The sequence below is a fragment of the Pseudomonas sp. 210_17 TE3656 genome, assembly GCF_054821965.1.
In genome coordinates this window covers 1,545,603-1,562,127 of record NZ_JBTRBC010000001.1, presented here as the reverse complement: position 1 = coordinate 1,562,127, position 16,525 = coordinate 1,545,603, and the positions used below count along the sequence as shown (strand labels likewise).

16 protein-coding genes are annotated in these 16,525 nt (G+C 60.6%); 11 read left to right on the top strand and 5 right to left on the bottom strand.

Translation table 11 applies throughout. The features are described from left to right. Positions 1–30 precede the first annotated feature (30 nt). The 8 genes from ACVI9W_RS07385 (at position 31) to ACVI9W_RS07350 (ending at position 8,974) form a co-directional block, all read left to right on the top strand. Positions 31–750 carry a response regulator gene (locus ACVI9W_RS07385; protein ID WP_038614279.1) on the top strand — a complete coding sequence of 240 codons (720 nt, stop codon included), beginning with the start codon at positions 31–33 and terminating at the stop codon, positions 748–750. A 43-nt stretch (positions 751–793) separates the two neighbouring features. After that, positions 794–2,188 carry an ATP-binding protein gene (locus ACVI9W_RS07380; RefSeq protein WP_461531800.1) on the top strand — a complete coding sequence of 465 codons (1,395 nt, stop codon included), beginning with the start codon at positions 794–796 and terminating at the stop codon, positions 2,186–2,188. Positions 2,189–2,332: 144 nt separating this feature from the next. Continuing rightward, a complete protein-coding gene (locus tag ACVI9W_RS07375; protein ID WP_461529633.1) occupies positions 2,333–3,595 on the top strand; it encodes an ABC transporter substrate-binding protein in 1,263 nt (420 codons plus the stop codon). A 96-nt stretch (positions 3,596–3,691) separates the two neighbouring features. Continuing rightward, positions 3,692–4,600, top strand: a complete 909-nt coding sequence (locus ACVI9W_RS07370) for a carbohydrate ABC transporter permease (RefSeq protein WP_038614266.1) — start codon at positions 3,692–3,694, stop codon at positions 4,598–4,600. Beyond that, positions 4,593–5,438: a carbohydrate ABC transporter permease gene (locus ACVI9W_RS07365; RefSeq protein ID WP_038614265.1), complete on the top strand. Its 846-nt coding sequence runs from the start codon at positions 4,593–4,595 to the stop codon at positions 5,436–5,438. The genes ACVI9W_RS07370 and ACVI9W_RS07365 overlap by 8 nt, the downstream gene beginning before the upstream one ends. A gap of 6 nt (positions 5,439–5,444) precedes the next feature. After that, positions 5,445–6,602 (top strand): ABC transporter ATP-binding protein, encoded by a 1,158-nt coding sequence (locus ACVI9W_RS07360; RefSeq protein ID WP_461529632.1) that lies wholly within the window; start codon positions 5,445–5,447, stop codon positions 6,600–6,602. A 54-nt stretch (positions 6,603–6,656) separates the two neighbouring features. After that, a complete protein-coding gene (locus tag ACVI9W_RS07355) occupies positions 6,657–8,003 on the top strand; it encodes a carbohydrate porin (RefSeq protein WP_461529631.1) in 1,347 nt (448 codons plus the stop codon). A gap of 116 nt (positions 8,004–8,119) precedes the next feature. Then, positions 8,120–8,974 (top strand): D-hexose-6-phosphate mutarotase, encoded by an 855-nt coding sequence (locus ACVI9W_RS07350; protein ID WP_461529630.1) that lies wholly within the window; start codon positions 8,120–8,122, stop codon positions 8,972–8,974. Here the strand turns inward: ACVI9W_RS07350 and hexR are convergent. Then, positions 8,967–9,827: a DNA-binding transcriptional regulator HexR gene (gene hexR, locus ACVI9W_RS07345; protein WP_174242320.1), complete on the bottom strand. Its 861-nt coding sequence runs from the start codon at positions 9,825–9,827 to the stop codon at positions 8,967–8,969. The genes ACVI9W_RS07350 and hexR overlap by 8 nt on opposite strands. Before the next feature lie 214 nt (positions 9,828–10,041). Between hexR and zwf the strand changes: the two genes are divergently transcribed. From zwf to ACVI9W_RS07330, 3 genes are read left to right on the top strand one after another with little or no spacing between them, the layout of a single operon-like run. Next, positions 10,042–11,511: a glucose-6-phosphate dehydrogenase gene (gene zwf, locus ACVI9W_RS07340; protein WP_461529629.1), complete on the top strand. Its 1,470-nt coding sequence runs from the start codon at positions 10,042–10,044 to the stop codon at positions 11,509–11,511. After that, positions 11,498–12,211 (top strand): 6-phosphogluconolactonase, encoded by a 714-nt coding sequence (gene pgl, locus ACVI9W_RS07335; protein ID WP_461529628.1) that lies wholly within the window; start codon positions 11,498–11,500, stop codon positions 12,209–12,211. Before zwf ends, pgl begins: the two co-directional genes overlap by 14 nt. A gap of 17 nt (positions 12,212–12,228) precedes the next feature. Continuing rightward, positions 12,229–12,903, top strand: coding sequence for a bifunctional 4-hydroxy-2-oxoglutarate aldolase/2-dehydro-3-deoxy-phosphogluconate aldolase (locus ACVI9W_RS07330; RefSeq protein ID WP_461529627.1), 675 nt, complete (start codon positions 12,229–12,231; stop codon positions 12,901–12,903). 143 nt (positions 12,904–13,046) lie between these two features. On the opposite strand, the gene ACVI9W_RS07325 is transcribed toward ACVI9W_RS07330, so the two are convergent. The 4 genes from ACVI9W_RS07325 to ACVI9W_RS07310 form a co-directional block, all read right to left on the bottom strand. Beyond that, positions 13,047–14,186, bottom strand: coding sequence for a merozoite surface protein 3b (locus ACVI9W_RS07325; protein WP_461529626.1), 1,140 nt, complete (start codon positions 14,184–14,186; stop codon positions 13,047–13,049). A gap of 46 nt (positions 14,187–14,232) precedes the next feature. Further along, positions 14,233–15,708 (bottom strand): DUF6384 family protein, encoded by a 1,476-nt coding sequence (locus ACVI9W_RS07320; protein ID WP_461529625.1) that lies wholly within the window; start codon positions 15,706–15,708, stop codon positions 14,233–14,235. Next, entirely contained in the window at positions 15,705–15,977 is a 273-nt protein-coding gene (locus ACVI9W_RS07315; protein WP_461529624.1) for a hypothetical protein, read from the bottom strand. Before ACVI9W_RS07315 ends, ACVI9W_RS07320 begins: the two co-directional genes overlap by 4 nt. Before the next feature lie 186 nt (positions 15,978–16,163). Further along, a complete protein-coding gene (locus ACVI9W_RS07310; RefSeq protein ID WP_461529623.1) occupies positions 16,164–16,523 on the bottom strand; it encodes a DUF6384 family protein in 360 nt (119 codons plus the stop codon). Positions 16,524–16,525: the final 2 nt, after the last annotated feature.

Sequence of the window (16,525 nt, the reverse complement as noted above, 5' to 3'; positions counted from 1 at the left end):
CAAGCCCGCTCCCACCGACGAAGGAATTACATGGTGAGCAAGTCGATACTGCTGGTCGACGATGACCAGGACATCCGCGAACTGCTGCAAACCTACCTGAGCCGCGCGGGTTTCAGCGTGCAGGCGGTTGCCGATGGCCAGGGCTTTCGCCAGGCCCTGGACGACAGTGACTGCGACCTGGTGATCCTCGACGTGATGCTGCCCGATGAAGACGGCTTCAGCCTGTGCCGCTGGGTGCGCCAGCATCCACGCCTGGCCCGGGTGCCGATCATCATGCTCACGGCCAGTTCCGATGAGGCCGACCGGGTCATCGGCCTGGAGCTGGGCGCCGATGATTATCTGGGAAAACCCTTCAGTCCGCGTGAGCTGCAGGCACGAATCAAAGCCCTGCTGCGCCGCGCCGGTTTCGGCCAGGAGCGCAATGGCGGCGATGTACTGGCCTTCGATGACTGGCGCCTGGATACGGTAAGCCACCGCTTGTTTCACCGTGACGGTGAAGAGGTGATTCTTTCCGGCGCCGACTTCGCCTTGCTCAAGTTGTTCCTCGATCACCCGCAGCAAATCCTCGACCGCGACACCATCGGCAACGCCACCCGTGGACGTGAACCAATGCCCCTGGACCGCATTGTCGATATGGCGGTCAGCCGCCTGCGCCAACGCCTGCGCGATACACACAAGCCGCCGCGGCTGATTCGTACCGTACGTGGCAGTGGTTATCTGTTGGCGGCCAGTGTTGCGCCCGCGCACTGAGGGGCGCTGGCGTCTGCCGCTGCCGCGCTCGTTGCTCGGGCGCATGCTGCTGTTGACCCTGCTGGTGGTGTTGCTGGCCCAGGGCCTGTCGAGCCTGATCTGGTTGTCGCAACTGCGCGCCAGCCAGCTCGAAGGGCTGGTGGCCAGCGCCCGCAGCCTGGCCCATTCGATGAGCGCCAGCGTCAGTTACTTTCGCTCGCTGCCGGTGGCCTACCGGCCCATGGTCCTGGACCAGTTACGCAACATGGGCGGCACACGCTTCGTGGTCTCGCTCAACGACAAGCCCTTGGACATGCAGGTGCTGCCGATTACCCCGCGCAAGCAGGCCGTGCTCAACGCGGTGGACGAAGTGCTGCGCCAGCGCCTCGGCGCGCAGATGGATATTTCCCTCGAGTTCGTCAGCCCCCAGGACCTGCGGATCTTCAACAGCGGCCTGAAGCTCGATGAGCTGCCGCGCTCCTGGGCGCATTACGCGCTGACCCTGGAGCCGGTCAATCCTCCGGTACTGGTGACCCAGATCCGCCTCGGTGAAGGTGAGTGGCTGTACATCGCCTCGCTGATGCCCGAGCCCTATACCAGCCTTGAAGACGAAGGCCTGCCGCGTCAGCAGCTGTGGTTCATCGGCCTGACCAGCTTCTTTCTGCTGCTGTTCATCGGCTTGCTGGTGCATTGGCAGAGCCGACCGCTCAAGCGTCTGGCGCGGGCGGCGCGGGAGATGTCGCTGGGCGCTGATGTCGAGCCGGTGCTGGAAGGTGGCGGCAGTGAGGTGGTCGAAGTCGGCCGGGCGTTCAATGCCATGCGTGAGCGTATCAGTCGCTACCTGACCGAACGCAGCCAGTTGTTCAGTGCCATTTCCCATGACCTGCGCACACCGATTACCCGCCTGCGCCTGCGCGTCGAGTTGCTTGAAGACGAGCAGCAACAGGCGAAGTTCAGTCGCGATCTGGACGAGCTGGAGATGCTGGTCAAAGGCGCGCTGCAGTGCGTGAAGGACACGGACATCCACGAGAACATCGAGCCGATCGACCTCAACCATGCCCTCGATTGCCTGGTCGAGCCTTATCTGGCCAGTGCCCGCGTTACCGTGCAGGGCAGGGCGCTAGCCCCGTACCCGGGCAAGCCGCTGGCGCTGCGCCGGTGCATGGGCAACCTGATCGACAATGCCCTGAAGTACGGCGAGCGTGCGCACCTGCGCGTGTTCGACAGCGAATCAGGCTTCGTCCTGCAGGTGGATGATGAAGGCCCGGGGGTGCCCGAACAGCGTCTGGAGCAGGTTTTCGAACCGCATTTTCGCCTGGCCGGGCAGCAGCAGGGCTACGGCCTGGGCCTGGGGATCGCGCGCAACATTGCCCACAGCCACGGCGGCGAAGTGAGCTTGCGCAACCTGCAGGGCGGCGGTTTGCGGGTGACCTTGAGTCTGCCGCGCAGCAGCGACTGACACCTTGGCCAGGCGAATGTCACCAGTCAGTGACATTCGCGCATCCCTTCGTTACCTCGGCCCCTCCAGCGCCTGGTTAGACTCCGATGCAAGCGCAAGCACCACGACTTGCACCTGCATAACAACAAGAAAAGGTTCCGCCCCATGAATGCGATCAATCGCCTCGCCGCTGTTGTTTCTCTCGCCTCCTTGTTGCCGCTGAGCGCCATGGCCGCCGATACCGGTACCGTAGAAGTCCTGCACTGGTGGACTTCCGGTGGCGAAGCCAAGGCTGTTGAAACCCTCAAGGCCCAGGTGCAGAAAGACGGCTTTATCTGGAAAGACAACGCCGTGGCCGGTGGTGGCGGCGCCGCGGCCATGACCGTGCTCAAGACCCGCGCCATTTCCGGCAACCCGCCCGCCGCGGCGCAGATCAAGGGGCCGGACATCCAGGAGTGGGGTGCGCTGGGTTTGCTGACCGAGCTCGATGAGGTGTCCAAAGCCAACAACTGGGACGCCCTGCTGCCGCAGAAAGTCGCCGAGATCATGAAGTACGACGGTCACTACGTGGCGGTGCCGGTGAACATCCACCGGGTCAACTGGCTGTGGATCAACCCGCAAGTGTTCGACAAGGCCGGTGCCAAAGTGCCGACCACCCTCGATGAACTCTTCGTCGCTGCCGACAAACTCAAGGCCGCCGGCTTCATCCCCCTGGCCCATGGCGGCCAGCCGTGGCAGGACAGCACGGTGTTCGAGGACCTGGCCCTGAGCATCCTTGGCCCCAAGGGCTATCACGCCGCCTTCGTCGAGCTGGATGAACAGACCCTGACCGGCGCGCAAATGATCGAAGTGTTCAAAACCTTGCAGCGTCTGGGCACCTACATGGACCCCAACCGTGCCGGGCGTGACTGGAACATCGCCGCTGCCGAAGTCATCAACGGCAAGGCCGGCATGCAGATCATGGGCGACTGGGCCAAGAGCGAATGGACGGCTGCCGGCAAGGTCGCCGGCAAGGATTACCAGTGCGTGGCGTTCCCCGGCACCCAGGGCAGCTTCGCCTACAACATCGACTCGCTGGCGATGTTCAAGCTCAAGAACGAAAACGACATCAAGGCCCAGAACGACCTGGCCAAGGTTGCCCTGGAACCGCAGTTTCAGACGGTGTTCAACCAGAACAAAGGCTCGCTGCCGGTGCGTCAGGACATGGACATGAGCCAGTTCGACGCCTGCACGCAGAAGTCGGCGGTGGACTTCAAAGACGCTGAAAAAGGCGATGGCCTGCAACCGAGCATGGCCCACAACATGGCGACGACCCTGGCGGTACAGGGGGCGATCTTCGATGTGGTGACCAACTTCCTCAATGACCCGAAAGCGGATCCCGCGACGGCGGTCAAACAGCTGAATTCGGCGATCAAGTCGGCCAAATAAAGGTTTGCTGGCCTCTTCGCGGGGCAAGCCCGCTCCCACCGGTGACCACTGTGGGAGCGGGCTTGCCCCGCGATAATCACCACACGAGACCTCCTTATGAGCACTGTTGCTACCCTCAACAAGGCCTCGCCCTTCGACGCCTTGCAACGCTGGCTACCGAAACTGGTACTGGCGCCGAGCATGCTGATTGTCCTGGTGGGCTTTTATGGCTACATCTTCTGGACCTTCATCCTCTCCTTCACCAACTCCAGCTTCATGCCCAGCTACAAGTGGGTGGGCCTGGCGCAATACGCACGGCTGATGGAAAACGACCGCTGGTGGGTAGCGAGCAAGAACCTGCTGGTGTTCGGTGGTCTGTTCATCGCCATCAGCCTGGTGATCGGCGTACTGCTGGCAGTCCTGCTCGACCAGCGCATTCGCCGTGAAGGTTTTATCCGCACGGTTTACCTGTACCCCATGGCACTGTCGATGATCGTCACCGGTACCGCCTGGAAGTGGCTGCTCAATCCGGGCCTGGGCCTGGACAAGATGCTCCGTGACTGGGGCTGGGAAGGCTTTCGCCTGGACTGGCTGGTGGACCCGGACCGGGTTGTCTACTGCCTGGTGATCGCCGCGGTGTGGCAAGCCTCGGGCTTTGTCATGGCGCTGTTTCTGGCGGGCCTGCGCAGCGTCGATCAGTCGATCATCCGCGCCGCGCAGGTCGATGGTGCCAGCCTGCCGAGTATCTACCTGCGCATCGTCCTGCCGAGCCTGCGCCCGGTGTTCTTCAGCGCATTGATGATCCTCGCCCATATCGCCATCAAGAGTTTCGACCTGGTTGCGGCGATGACCGCAGGCGGGCCGGGGTATGCCTCGGACCTGCCGGCAATGTTCATGTACTCCTTCACCTTTAGCCGCGGCCAGATGGGCATGGGCTCGGCCAGTGCGATCCTGATGCTCGGCGCGATCCTGTCGATCCTGGTGCCGTACCTGTATTCGGAACTGAGGAACAAGCGCCATGACTAGAACCCTGGCTCCGCGTACTTTCAACTTCAGCCGGATCGCCATCTACGCCACCCTGTTGCTGGCCTGCGCGCTGTACCTGATTCCGCTGATCGTGATGCTGCTGACCAGCTTCAAATCGCCGGATGACATCCGTACCGGCAACCTGCTGAGCTGGCCTGAAGTGATTACCGGCATCGGCTGGATCAAGGCCTGGGACACGGTGGGCGGCTACTTCTGGAACTCGGTGAAGATCACTATTCCGGCGGTGCTGATCTCGACGTTGCTCGGGGCGCTCAACGGCTATGTCCTGTCGATGTGGCGCTTTCGTGGCTCGCAGCTGTTCTTCGGGCTGTTGCTGTTCGGCTGCTTCCTGCCGTTCCAGACCGTGCTGCTGCCTGCGTCCTTCACCCTCGGCAAGCTCGGCCTGGCCAGCACCACCAGCGGCCTGGTGCTGGTGCACATCGTCTATGGCCTGGCGTTCACCACGCTGTTCTTCCGCAACTACTACTGCAGCGTGCCGGATGCCCTGGTACGCGCGGCGCGGCTGGACGGGGCGGGGTTCTTCACCATCTTTGGGCGCATCCTGCTGCCGATGTCGGTGCCGATCATCATGGTCTGCCTGATCTGGCAGTTCACCCAGATCTGGAACGACTTTCTCTTCGGTGTGGTGTTCGCCAGTGGCGACGCGCAACCGATCACCGTGGCCCTGAACAACCTGGTCAATACCAGCACCGGGGTCAAGGAATACAACGTCGACATGGCGGCGGCGATGATCGCCGGGTTACCGACCCTGTTGGTCTATGTGCTGGCTGGCAAGTATTTCCTGCGCGGGCTTACGGCCGGCGCGGTCAAGGGGTGAAACAACATGGCAACGCTTGAACTGCGCAACGTCAACAAGACCTACGGCAGCGGTCTGCCGGATACCTTGAAGCATATCGACCTGTCGATTGACTCCGGGGAGTTCCTGATTCTTGTCGGCCCATCCGGCTGCGGCAAGTCGACTTTGATGAACTGCATTGCCGGTCTTGAACAGATCAGCGGCGGGGCGATCCTGGTGGACGCTGCCGACATCAGTGGCATGAGCCCCAAGGACCGCGATATCGCCATGGTCTTTCAGTCGTACGCGCTGTACCCGACCATGAACGTGCGCGACAACATCGCCTTCGGCTTGAAGATGCGCAAGATGCCTGCGACGGCGATCGATGAGGAAGTGGCGCGGGTGGCCAAGCTGCTGCAGATCGAGCACCTGCTGACACGCAAGCCCGGCCAGCTCTCCGGCGGCCAGCAGCAACGCGTGGCCATGGGCCGGGCGCTGGCGCGGCGGCCGAAGATCTACCTGTTCGACGAGCCGTTGTCCAACCTCGATGCCAAGCTGCGGGTGGAGATGCGCACCGAGATCAAGCTGATGCACCAGCGCCTGAAAACCACCACGGTGTACGTCACCCACGATCAGATCGAAGCCATGACTCTCGGTGACAAGGTGGCGGTGATGAAGGATGGTCTGATCCAGCAGTTCGGTACACCGCAGCAGATCTACAACGATCCGGCCAATCTGTTTGTTGCCAGCTTCATCGGCTCGCCACCGATGAACTTCATTCCGCTGCGTCTGCAGCGCAAGGACGGGCGTTTGCAGGCTCTGCTCGACAGTGGCCAGGCGCGCTGCGAACTACCCTTGGGAATCAGTGATGACGGCCTTGAGGAGTGTGAAGTGATCCTCGGCATTCGTCCTGAGCAGATCGCCCTGGCCCCGGCTCAGGCCAATGGCCTGCCGAGCATTCGCGCCGAGGTGCAGATCACCGAGCCGACCGGCCCGGACCTGCTGGTGTTCGTCACCCTCAACCAGACCAAGGTCTGCTGCCGCCTGGCGCCGGATGTGGCGACCCAGGTGGGCGACACCCTGAACCTGCAGTTCGATCCGGCCCGGGTGCTGTTGTTCGATGCCGCCACTGGCGAGCGCCTGGGGGGGAAGGTCACGCCACCGCAGTCCGGCCAGGACAATGTCGCGCAATTCAAGGGTCGTTGAATTCGTTGTAAGTCGTACATGCCCATCAAGAACAATAAAACGAGGAAACAAGGGATGGATCACTTCAAACACATCAAGCCGCTGGCGCCGCTGACCTTGCTGGCGGCGCTCGGGGTCAGCTGCGGGGCGCAGGCTGCCGATGCCTTTGCCCCGGAGTCGCAATGGATGACCGGCGACTGGGGCGGTACCCGCACCGAATTGCTGGAGAAGGGCGTCGACATCAAAATCGACTACGTTGGTGAAGTTGGCGCAAACCTCGATGGCGGCTTCAACGATGACAAGACTGCACGCTACAGCGACCAGTTCGGCCTGGGGGCCGCGCTGGATCTGCAAAAGCTGCTGGGCTGGGACAACACCCAGGCCAAGATTCAGCTGACCAACCGTAACGGCGAGAACATTTCCAATGACCGCATTGGCGACCCGCGTGCCGGCACCCTGAGCTCATCGCAGGAAGTCTACGGCCGGGGGCATATGGTGCGTCTGACCCAGCTGTGGATTCAACATCAGTTCTTCGACAACAAACTCGACATCAAGGCCGGTTACTTCGGCGAAGGCGAAGACTTCAATACCTTTCCGTGCGATTTCCAGAACCTGGCGTTCTGTGGCTCCCAGGTGGGTAACTGGGCCACTAACATCTGGTACAACTGGCCGGTCAGCCAGGCGGCGATCCGCTTCAAGTACAACATCAACGATGAGCTCTATGCGCAAGTCGGGGCGTACAACCAGAACCCCTCTCAGCTGGAGCACGGTAACGGCTTCAAGCTCAGCGGCAGTGGTACCGCCGGTACGGTTTTGCCGGTCGAGCTGGTCTGGTCACCGAAAATCAACAGCCTGCCGGGCGAATACCGTGTGGGTTACTACAAGAGTACGGCCGACGCCGATGATGTGCGTGAAGATGACAACGGCCAGGATGCGGCGACCACGGGTAACAGTTATCGCGTGCATGACAGCAAGCATGGCTACTGGTTTGTCGCACAACAGCAACTCACCCGCCATAACGGCGATGCCAGCCGTGGCCTGAACATCGCGGCAAACGCCACCTTCCATGACAAGGACACCAACTTCATCGACAACTACCAGTCGTTGATGTTTGTCTACAAAGGCCCGTTCGATGCGCGTCCGAAGGATGACATCGGCATCGGTTTTGCCCGTATCCATGTCAACGACGACGTGAAGAAAAACGCCGAGTTGCTCAATGCCGCCAACGGTGTGGGCAATTACGAAGACCCGTTGTTCTCGCCGCTGCGCACCACCGAGTACAACTACGAGCTCAACTACGGTTTCCACGTGACCAACTGGCTGACTGTTCGTCCGAACCTGCAGTACATCACCCACCCGGGTGGGGTGGACGAAGTGGACAACGCGCTGGTCGCTGGCTTGAAGATTCAGTCGTCGTTCTGAGGCAATATGTTGTAAATTTACGAGCTTATCGCGGGGCAAGCCCGCTCCCACCGGCATAATCTGTGGGAGCGGGCTTGCCCCGCGATGGCCCCAACTAACAACAAGAGTCTCAAGTTATGCCCGAGCACCCGCTACAACGCTTCTTCACCTCGCAGAGGCCGCGACCGACCTTTGAGTGGGAGCGTTATCAGCAGCGCGATGTGCTGATCATCGATCATCCCCGGTGCCAGGCCGTATTCAGCCGCCAGGGAGCACAGTTGCTGCACTTCCAGCCCACGGGCGAACGCCCCTGGCTATGGTGCGCGGCGCAGTGGCCACAAGTCGGTGCCATCCGCGGCGGTGTGCCGGTGTGCTGGCCCTGGTACGGTCGCCATCCCAGCGAAGACATGTGGCCGGCGCACGGCTGGGCACGCTTGCTCGACTGGAAACTGATCGACAGCAGTGAAGATGAAGAGGGTGTGACCCTCAAATGGCGTCTGCAACTGTGCGACTGGCAAGTCGACTTGTCGGCCAGGTTGGGCAAGCGCATGGAGCTTGAGCTCAGTACCGAACATCAGGACAGCCAACCTTGTCAGCTGAGTCATGCTCTGCTGGCCTATTGGCGTATTAGTGACGTTTCTGAGATAGCGCTATCTGGGCTAGAAAACATTGAGGGTTACGACCGTTTGAACCGTCAGGCCTGCCGTCAGAAGGGCGCCTTGAAGGTGCATGGCGGCTGTCAGCGGGTGTTCCCCAATGCGGCGACCGTGCAACTGCACGATCCGGCCTGGCAACGACAGCTGAGCATCGATACCGGTGACAGCGAGGACACCATCGTCTGGCACCCGGGCAGTCGCCCGTTGATGGGCGTCAGCAGCACTGAAACCCTGGGCTTCGTCTGTGTCGAGGCGGCCAGTGGCAGCAGTGACAGCCTGAGCCTGGCGCCGGGTGAACAGGCACACCTGCGCTTGCAGGCACAGCTGCTTAGTTGAGTTCGTCGTCGATCGGGTAGCGGCTGGCGTTGAGGCTTTCCTTGATCTTGCGCAGGTGTGGCTGGAAGTCCACGCCGCGGCGCAAGGTCATGCCGGTGGCCAACACGTCGAGCACCGTCAGCTGAATGATCCGTGAGGTCATCGGCATGTAAATATCGGTGTCTTCTGGCAGCGGTATGTTCAGGCTCAGGCTGCTGGCCTTGGCCAGGGGCGAATCGGCAGCGGTCAGGCCGAGTACCGAGGCGCCGTTTTCCCGGGCCAGGCGCGCGACTTCGACCAGCTCGCGGGTACGTCCGGTGTAGGAGATGATGACGAACAGCTCGCCGGTGTGGGCGACCGAGGCCAGCATGCGCTGCATCAGCACATCGGCATGGGCCGAGACGGCCAGGTTGAAGCGGAAGAACTTGTGCTGAGCATCCAGCGCCACCGGTGCCGAGGCGCCGAGGCCGAAGAAGTGGATCTGCCGGGCCTGGATCAGCATGTCGACGGCGCGGCTGATCAGTTGCGGATCGAGTTGCTGGCAGGCACTGTCCAGCGAGGCGATGGCGCTGCCGAAGATCTTCTGGGTGTAGGAAGCCGGATCATCATCGGCTTCAACCGCCCGGCTGACGTAAGCGGCGCCGCTGGCCAGGCTCTGCGCCAGTTGCAGTTTGAGCTCGGGGTAGCCACTGACGCCGAACGAACGGCAGAAGCGGTTCACCGTCGGTTCGCTGACCTTGGCCGCCTGGGCCAGGGCAGCAATGCTGAAGCGGGTGGCTTGCTGAGGGTTGAGCAGGATGACTTCGGCGACTTTGCGCTCAGCCTTGTTCAGCTCTTCGAGGCGGCCCTGGATCTGCTCCAGGAGGTTTCGCACGCGGTCCATGGGTATGTGTCCTTGGGTCGATGAGGCAGCCCGCTGCCGATGGCAGAGGGCTTTTGACGCGGTGGCCTATCGTACTGATGGCATGGAAGGCACACCACTTGAATCTGAGTTTCGGATAAAATGTTGTGGTTTTTACTACATTATTCCTTGAAAACTGCGATTGAAAACGGTATTTCTACGTCAACTTGATAAAAGAACCAACATCATGGCATCGATCAGCGTTGAACCTTGCACCTTTGCCCTGTTTGGCGCTCTCGGCGACCTGGCTTTGCGCAAGCTGTTTCCGGCGCTCTACCAGCTCGACCGCGCTGACCTGCTGCACGCCGATACACGGGTGCTGGCATTGGCCCGCGAGCCAGGCAGCGTCGACGAACACTTAGCGTCGATTGCGGCGCACCTGCAGGAATTCGTCCCGGCCGGGCAGATCGAGACCTTGGTGTTGCAGCGCTTTCTCGCGCGCTTGCGCTATCTGCATGTCGACTTCCTCAAGGTCGAGGACTACCAGGCGCTGGCTGAGCAGGTCAGCGATGACAGCCAACTCATCGCTTATTTCGCCACGCCTGCAGCGGTGTATGGCGGTATTTGCGAGAACCTCGACAAGGTCGGCCTCAGTGCGCGCACCCGGGTGGTGCTGGAAAAACCCATCGGCCATGACCTGGACTCTTCGCGGCGGGTCAATGACGCGGTGGCGCAGTATTTCCCGGAAAACCGCGTTTATCGCATCGACCATTACCTGGGCAAGGAAACCGTCCAGAACCTTATTGCCCTGCGCTTTGCCAACAGCCTGTTCGAAACCCAGTGGAACCAGAACTCGATCTCGCACGTGGAAATCACCGTAGCCGAAAAGGTCGGGATCGAGGGGCGCTGGGGCTACTTCGACAAGGCCGGGCAGTTGCGCGACATGATCCAGAACCATTTGTTGCAGCTGCTTTGCCTGATCGCCATGGACCCGCCCAGCGACCTCTCTGCGGACAGCATTCGCAACGAGAAGGTCAAAGTGCTCAAGGCCCTGGCACCGATCACTGGCGAAGGCCTGAGCACTCACGTGGTGCGCGGCCAGTACATTGCCGGTTACAGCGAAGGCAAACCGGTGCCGGGCTATCTGGAAGAAGACAACGCCAACGCCCAGAGCAACACCGAAACCTTTGTTGCCTTGCGCGCCGATATCCGCAACTGGCGCTGGGCCGGCGTGCCGTTCTACCTGCGTACCGGCAAGCGCATGCCGCAGAAGCTGTCGCAGATCGTCATCCACTTCAAGGAAACCCCGCACTACATCTTCGCCCCGGAACAGCGTTTGCAGATCGGTAACAAACTGATCATCCGTCTGCAGCCGGACGAAGGCATTTCCTTGCGGGTAATGACCAAGGAGCAGGGCCTGGACAAGGGCATGCAGCTGCGCAGCGGGCCATTACAGCTGAATTTTTCCGACACCTGGCGCAGTGCACGGATTCCCGATGCCTATGAGCGCTTGTTGCTGGAAGTGATGCGCGGCAATCAGAACCTGTTTGTGCGCAAGGACGAAATCGAATACGCGTGGAAGTGGTGCGATCAGCTGATTGCCGGCTGGAAAAACAGCGGCGACGCGCCCAAGCCTTATGCCGCTGGCTCCTGGGGGCCGATGAGTTCGATTGCATTGATTACCCGTGATGGGAGGTCTTGGTATGGCGACATCTGAACTGCAACTGCCGGCTAACGTGACGGCCCATGATTTCAACGCTGCCGCGCAGCTGGCCGAAGGTTTGGCCAAGGACGTCGCCGGGCGCCTGAATGCCGCGATCGCGGCAAACGGCCAGGCTACCCTGGTGGTATCCGGTGGACGTAGCCCGGTGGCATTTTTCCAGGCCCTGATCCAGCAGCCGCTGGACTGGTCGAAAGTCTTGGTGACCCTGGCCGATGAGCGCTGGGTGCCGGTCGAGCATGCCGACAGCAATGCCGGTCTGCTCAAGCGCCATCTGTTGACCGGCAACGCCGCCAAGGCACGTTTCCTTGGCCTCTACCGCCCAGCTGCCAGCCTTGAAGCTGCTGCCCTGGAAGCCGATCAAGCCCTGGCCGAGCTGGCCGGCATCGACGTGCTGGTACTCGGCATGGGCGACGACGGGCATACCGCTTCGCTGTTCCCCGGCAGCCCGAACCTGTCCGAAGGCCTTGATCCGCAGAGCGCGCGTCGCTGTTTGCCGATGCTGGCGCCGAGCGTGCCGCATCAACGCCTGAGCATGACCCGCGCCTTGCTGGCCAGGGCCGCCTTCACTGCCTTGTCCGTGCAAGGCCCGGGCAAACTCGCTACCCTGCGCACCGCGCTGGCTGGCGATGACCTGAGCGAAATGCCGATTCGCGCCTTCTTACAAGACCCTCTGGATATTTACTGGTGCCCATGAGCCAAGGATCCGCCGTTATGACCACGCATGAACTGAAACAGCCGGGAGCTTCCATGGCCGACAAGATTGCCCGGATCGATCAGATCTGCACCCAGGCGCGCATTCTGCCGGTGATCACCATCGCCCGCGAAGAGGACATCCTGCCCCTGGCCGATGCCCTGGCTGCCGGTGGCATCAAGACCCTGGAAGTGACCCTGCGCTCGGCGCACGGCCTGAAAGCCATCCAGGTGCTGCGTGAGCAGCGCCCGGAACTCTGCGTCGGCGCCGGTACCGTGCTGGATCGCAAGATGTTTGCTGCCGTGGAAGCGGCTGGCGCGCAGTTTGTGGTCACACCAGGTGTTACCCAGGACATTCTGGAGGTCGGTGTGCAAAGCGACCTGCCATTGCTGCCGGGGATCAGCACGCCATCAGAGTTGATGATGGGCTACGCCCTTGGCTATCGCCGCTTCAAGCTGTTTCCGGCGGAAATCAGCGGTGGTGTGGCGGCGATCAAGGCTTACGGCGGTCCGTTCGGTGAGGTGCGCTTCTGCCCGACCGGAGGGGTGAACCCGGGTAATGTGAAGAGCTATATGGCCCTGCCCAATGTCATGTGTGTAGGCGGGACCTGGATGCTCGACAGTGGCTGGATCAAGAACGGCGAGTGGTCGCGGATTACCGACTGCAGCGCAGAGGCCTTGGCGCTGCTGGATTGAACTGAATCGTTGTGTGCTACACGGCTTTACGGTGCGCTTGGTCGGCGCACCGTTTTTTTTCGTCGGTCAGAAACAGTTGCTGCTACGCCGACTGCCATCGCTTCCTGGCTACTGATTTGCCATCGGGCCGCTGCTTGTGAGCATCAGGCAGCTTTATTCAGCAATGCGGCAAACTTGCGCTTGGCATCCTCGACGGCCTCTGCGATGTCGCGGGCGGCATTGCTGGATTCGGCTCGATAGGTTTCAGTCAGGTTTTTCATGTCGGTCTGGAACGACAGGGTGGCATCGGCCAGGGCGCGCACGGAGTCTACCTTGATGGTCGAACCGTAGCTGGCCTTGACTGCGGCTTCCAACTGGCGGTTACCGCTGCTGCCGAGGGCTTCGAGACCTTTGTTGATGCCGTCGGTGGTGGCGTTCAGCGTATGGGTGGCTTCGGCCAGGCCGCTGTTGCTGGTGAACGACACCGCCAGGCCGGTCAACACCACTTCATTGGTAGCGAAGAACGAGACCATGCGCTGGTACTGGCGCTCTTTGATCGCGTGCACCTGATTGATCCGGGCGAAGACCATCTCAGCGGTGTTGTAGCCCACTTTCAGGTCATCGGCGATATCTTTGACGATCTGATAGCGCTTGTCTTCGTCCTGCAGGGCGCGCACGGCTTCATCGCGGCGCAGTTCCAGGGCGACGAGCTGGGCTGGCTCGATGTTTTCGCTGGTGGCTACTGCGTTGCTCGCTTCGCTCAGCGCCTGAGTGCGTTGCTCCAGGATCTTGGCGGCCAGGGCAAGCACTTCCTGTGCTTCGACCTCGGCCGCTTTCATTGCCATGCGAAAGTCCTGGTACGACTCCAGGATCACGTTTTCCCGGGCAATCTGATCGTTGGCCGATTTGCATACTTGCAGATAGTTTTCACGGATGTCGTTGAAGCGGTCGGGAATAGAACCACGGCGTAGGCTCATCCAGCTCAGCTTGAGTTTTTCCACGGTGTCGAGGCGGCCGTCATCCATCCAGCCGGCCATCGCGGCGGCATCTTCACGAATCGAGGTGAAGCTCTGGGTGATGTTCATGAAGCGCGTGGAGATATCCATGCCTTCGATCTGCTCACGGACCATGCTGTTGAACGCGGTCGACTGCTGCAGCACCGAGGCGATGGAAGTGACCTTGGTGGTGTCGTACTGAGCCACTCGGTCCAGCAGCACCAGCACCGGGGCTGCCTGGGTAGGCTGAAGCAGAGTGATGCCGATGGTACGCAGACCACTGAGTGCGCGATCGAGGTAGTTGCTCATTGTGTGTCCTTACGAAAGGATTCAGCCGCAGGCGGCGTTGATGGATTTACCACGTCATGATCAGGTCGGCGTTTTTCACGACCCGATTGTTAAATGTCAGGCTCAATGCATTCGGCGCTTTGTAGCCCATCGTTCGGTTATCGATTTGTCCATCGCTGAGTCGGTCTTCTTTGATTTTCAGGTACTCGGCATGGTTGATCTGAATACCGAATGATCTGTGCGAGTCCCAATTGCCTGTATCTGGGTCGAGGATCGAGGTGTAAATCAATTCACCCAGCGCATTGCGGGACTCGACAATGGCAAACCAGCGTTTACCCTGCGTCGAGCCGTCGTCCAGGTTGCAGGCTGTCTGTTCGGCGCAACGTTCAATGGCTGGCCTGACTCCGTCCGCATCGACGACGTTGAGTGTCAGGGGCTGCTCCGCGAATCCCAGAGTAGTTTCGAAGCGATTCAGCAAACGCTGAGCGTCATCAGCTGAGAACGCACCAACAGCGTTGGAGACCTGCATGGACAGCTTCTCCAATTGCCGGGTGTCTTGGGCGCTCAGCTTCATTTGGTGTGCTCGGCGATCAAGCGTGGCATGCGCCTTGATGACATTCTGTAGCCGCGTTGCCTGATCCAGCACGTGACTGAGCTGTTGGATCGCTGCGTTTGCCGGGCCGCTACCCTGCGTGTCGATTGCTTCGATGGCCTGGTTGGCTTTTTCGGTCTGTTGTTTGAGTGCAGCAAACTGCCAAACAGCCTTCTCGTAAGCCGGTTGTTCGACAATTCTCGACAACGCCAGACGAGCATCGAAGATGGTTTTGATCTCGGCAAGGTTCTGCTGGACATGTTGCAACATGGTTTCAGCTGTCTGCAGCCTTTGCTCATCGTCCGGCAAGTTTTCCCGGGATTGCTCACGCTGGGAAATGTCCTGGCTCTCGTACGCTTGTAATCCAAGTAGATCCGCTACCTGCTGGTATTGCATCAAACTGTTCGACAATTGCTGACTGACAGGCACCTGAGGATTTTCTCGGTGCCACTGCTGATAGTCGCTTAGCTTCCAGCGGAGGGAGTCGAAAGTCGAAAAGACCTCATCGGCCCTCATTCGGTCATTTACATGGTCAGCGCAGCGCGACACTAACAGCACAGCGATGAGGATCACCGATACAACGAACACTCGCTTGGTCTTCGTCTTCCAGTCCCCTGACCACCCGCTATCGGTGGGTTGTTCAGTGTGCGCTGGCGATATGCGCTCGGGCTTGTCGCGTCTGAGCAGCCAGCGGCACAGCAATCTGTCGAACCAGCTCAGGGCTGGCTGCTCGAAAACCAGGCGTCGAGAGAAGAACTCGTGCACGCCCTGGTCGATCAGCTCGTCATCGAAGGCGATGTCATGGCTTTGATAGTAAGAGCGGATACTTGCGGCGATTTCGGCACGGCGTTTGGGCAAGTCCAGGTGTTCCTGGACTTCCATCTGCTGGCGGCGCAGTTCATCGACCATGCCCATGGCACCGATTTTCTCGGACAGTGGCACCTTTCTCATGATGTGGTGCGCCGGCCGTTCAATGCCTGGTTGCGTGCCTGCATCGCCAGCAGCATCAGTTCGTTCTGGCGATTGGTCCTGTAGTTGATGCGCTTGGCCAGCAGGCCATCCAGCCAGCGCTGGAAAAAGTTGTAGCGGTACTCATCGGTGCCATAGCCACGGTTGCGCAGGAACACATAAGCCTGGTTTTCGTTGTATGCACGAAGTTTTTCCCGACATTCCTGATGGATTTCGTCGTAGTCCCGGTTAGGGCTTTGCATGCTGGTCATCCAGTATCCTTTCCTGATGTGTACCGCTTGAAGCGCACGCGTAAGTATACCGGGGCGCGCAAAAAAAATGCCCGCCTCTTGTGAGGTGGGCATTTCAACCGCGACGCTCGAGCAGTCGGCGGATCAGGCCGCTTTGCTGGATGCCTGTTGCGTGTCGGAGGGGGGCTGACCGCAGATTTGCCACTCTCAGGGGACTCGCCCGAACAAGCGTTCACCTTGGATGAATATGAGCATTATCAGCACTGCAATGACATACGGAATCCACTGGGCGCGCGATTGAAGTAGCCGGGCCCGCGGCTTTTCATGCCAGGCAAGTTCAGGTGCTTCGAACTCCAGGCGCCGGGCAAAGAACTCGCGTACACCCTGCTCGACCAGATCGTCGTCGCAGTGGATACCCTGGCGTTGATAGTACGCCCTGATCTGCGCGGCGACTTGAGCCCGGCGTTGCGGCAAGTCCAGGTGTTCCTGCAATTGCATTTGCTGATGGCGAAGTTCGTCGACCAGCGCCATGGCACCTAGCTGCTCGGAGAGTAGTGGTTTGCTCATCG

Excerpts from the sequence above, each read along its gene's own strand:
- ACVI9W_RS07385 (WP_038614279.1), top strand. The coding sequence starts at position 31 with ATGGTGAGCAAGTCGATACTGCTGGTCGACGATGACCAGGACATCCGC.
- ACVI9W_RS07380 (WP_461531800.1), top strand. The coding sequence starts at position 794 with ATGCTGCTGTTGACCCTGCTGGTGGTGTTGCTGGCCCAGGGCCTGTCG.
- ACVI9W_RS07375 (WP_461529633.1), top strand. The coding sequence starts at position 2,333 with ATGAATGCGATCAATCGCCTCGCCGCTGTTGTTTCTCTCGCCTCCTTG.
- ACVI9W_RS07370 (WP_038614266.1), top strand. The coding sequence starts at position 3,692 with ATGAGCACTGTTGCTACCCTCAACAAGGCCTCGCCCTTCGACGCCTTG.
- ACVI9W_RS07365 (WP_038614265.1), top strand. The coding sequence starts at position 4,593 with ATGACTAGAACCCTGGCTCCGCGTACTTTCAACTTCAGCCGGATCGCC.
- ACVI9W_RS07360 (WP_461529632.1), top strand. The coding sequence starts at position 5,445 with ATGGCAACGCTTGAACTGCGCAACGTCAACAAGACCTACGGCAGCGGT.
- ACVI9W_RS07355 (WP_461529631.1), top strand. The coding sequence starts at position 6,657 with ATGGATCACTTCAAACACATCAAGCCGCTGGCGCCGCTGACCTTGCTG.
- ACVI9W_RS07350 (WP_461529630.1), top strand. The coding sequence starts at position 8,120 with ATGCCCGAGCACCCGCTACAACGCTTCTTCACCTCGCAGAGGCCGCGA.
- zwf (WP_461529629.1), top strand. The coding sequence starts at position 10,042 with ATGGCATCGATCAGCGTTGAACCTTGCACCTTTGCCCTGTTTGGCGCT.
- pgl (WP_461529628.1), top strand. The coding sequence starts at position 11,498 with ATGGCGACATCTGAACTGCAACTGCCGGCTAACGTGACGGCCCATGAT.
- ACVI9W_RS07330 (WP_461529627.1), top strand. The coding sequence starts at position 12,229 with ATGACCACGCATGAACTGAAACAGCCGGGAGCTTCCATGGCCGACAAG.
- ACVI9W_RS07325 (WP_461529626.1), bottom strand. The coding sequence starts at position 14,186 with ATGAGCAACTACCTCGATCGCGCACTCAGTGGTCTGCGTACCATCGGC.
- ACVI9W_RS07320 (WP_461529625.1), bottom strand. The coding sequence starts at position 15,708 with ATGAGAAAGGTGCCACTGTCCGAGAAAATCGGTGCCATGGGCATGGTC.
- ACVI9W_RS07315 (WP_461529624.1), bottom strand. The coding sequence starts at position 15,977 with ATGACCAGCATGCAAAGCCCTAACCGGGACTACGACGAAATCCATCAG.
- ACVI9W_RS07310 (WP_461529623.1), bottom strand. The coding sequence starts at position 16,523 with ATGAGCAAACCACTACTCTCCGAGCAGCTAGGTGCCATGGCGCTGGTC.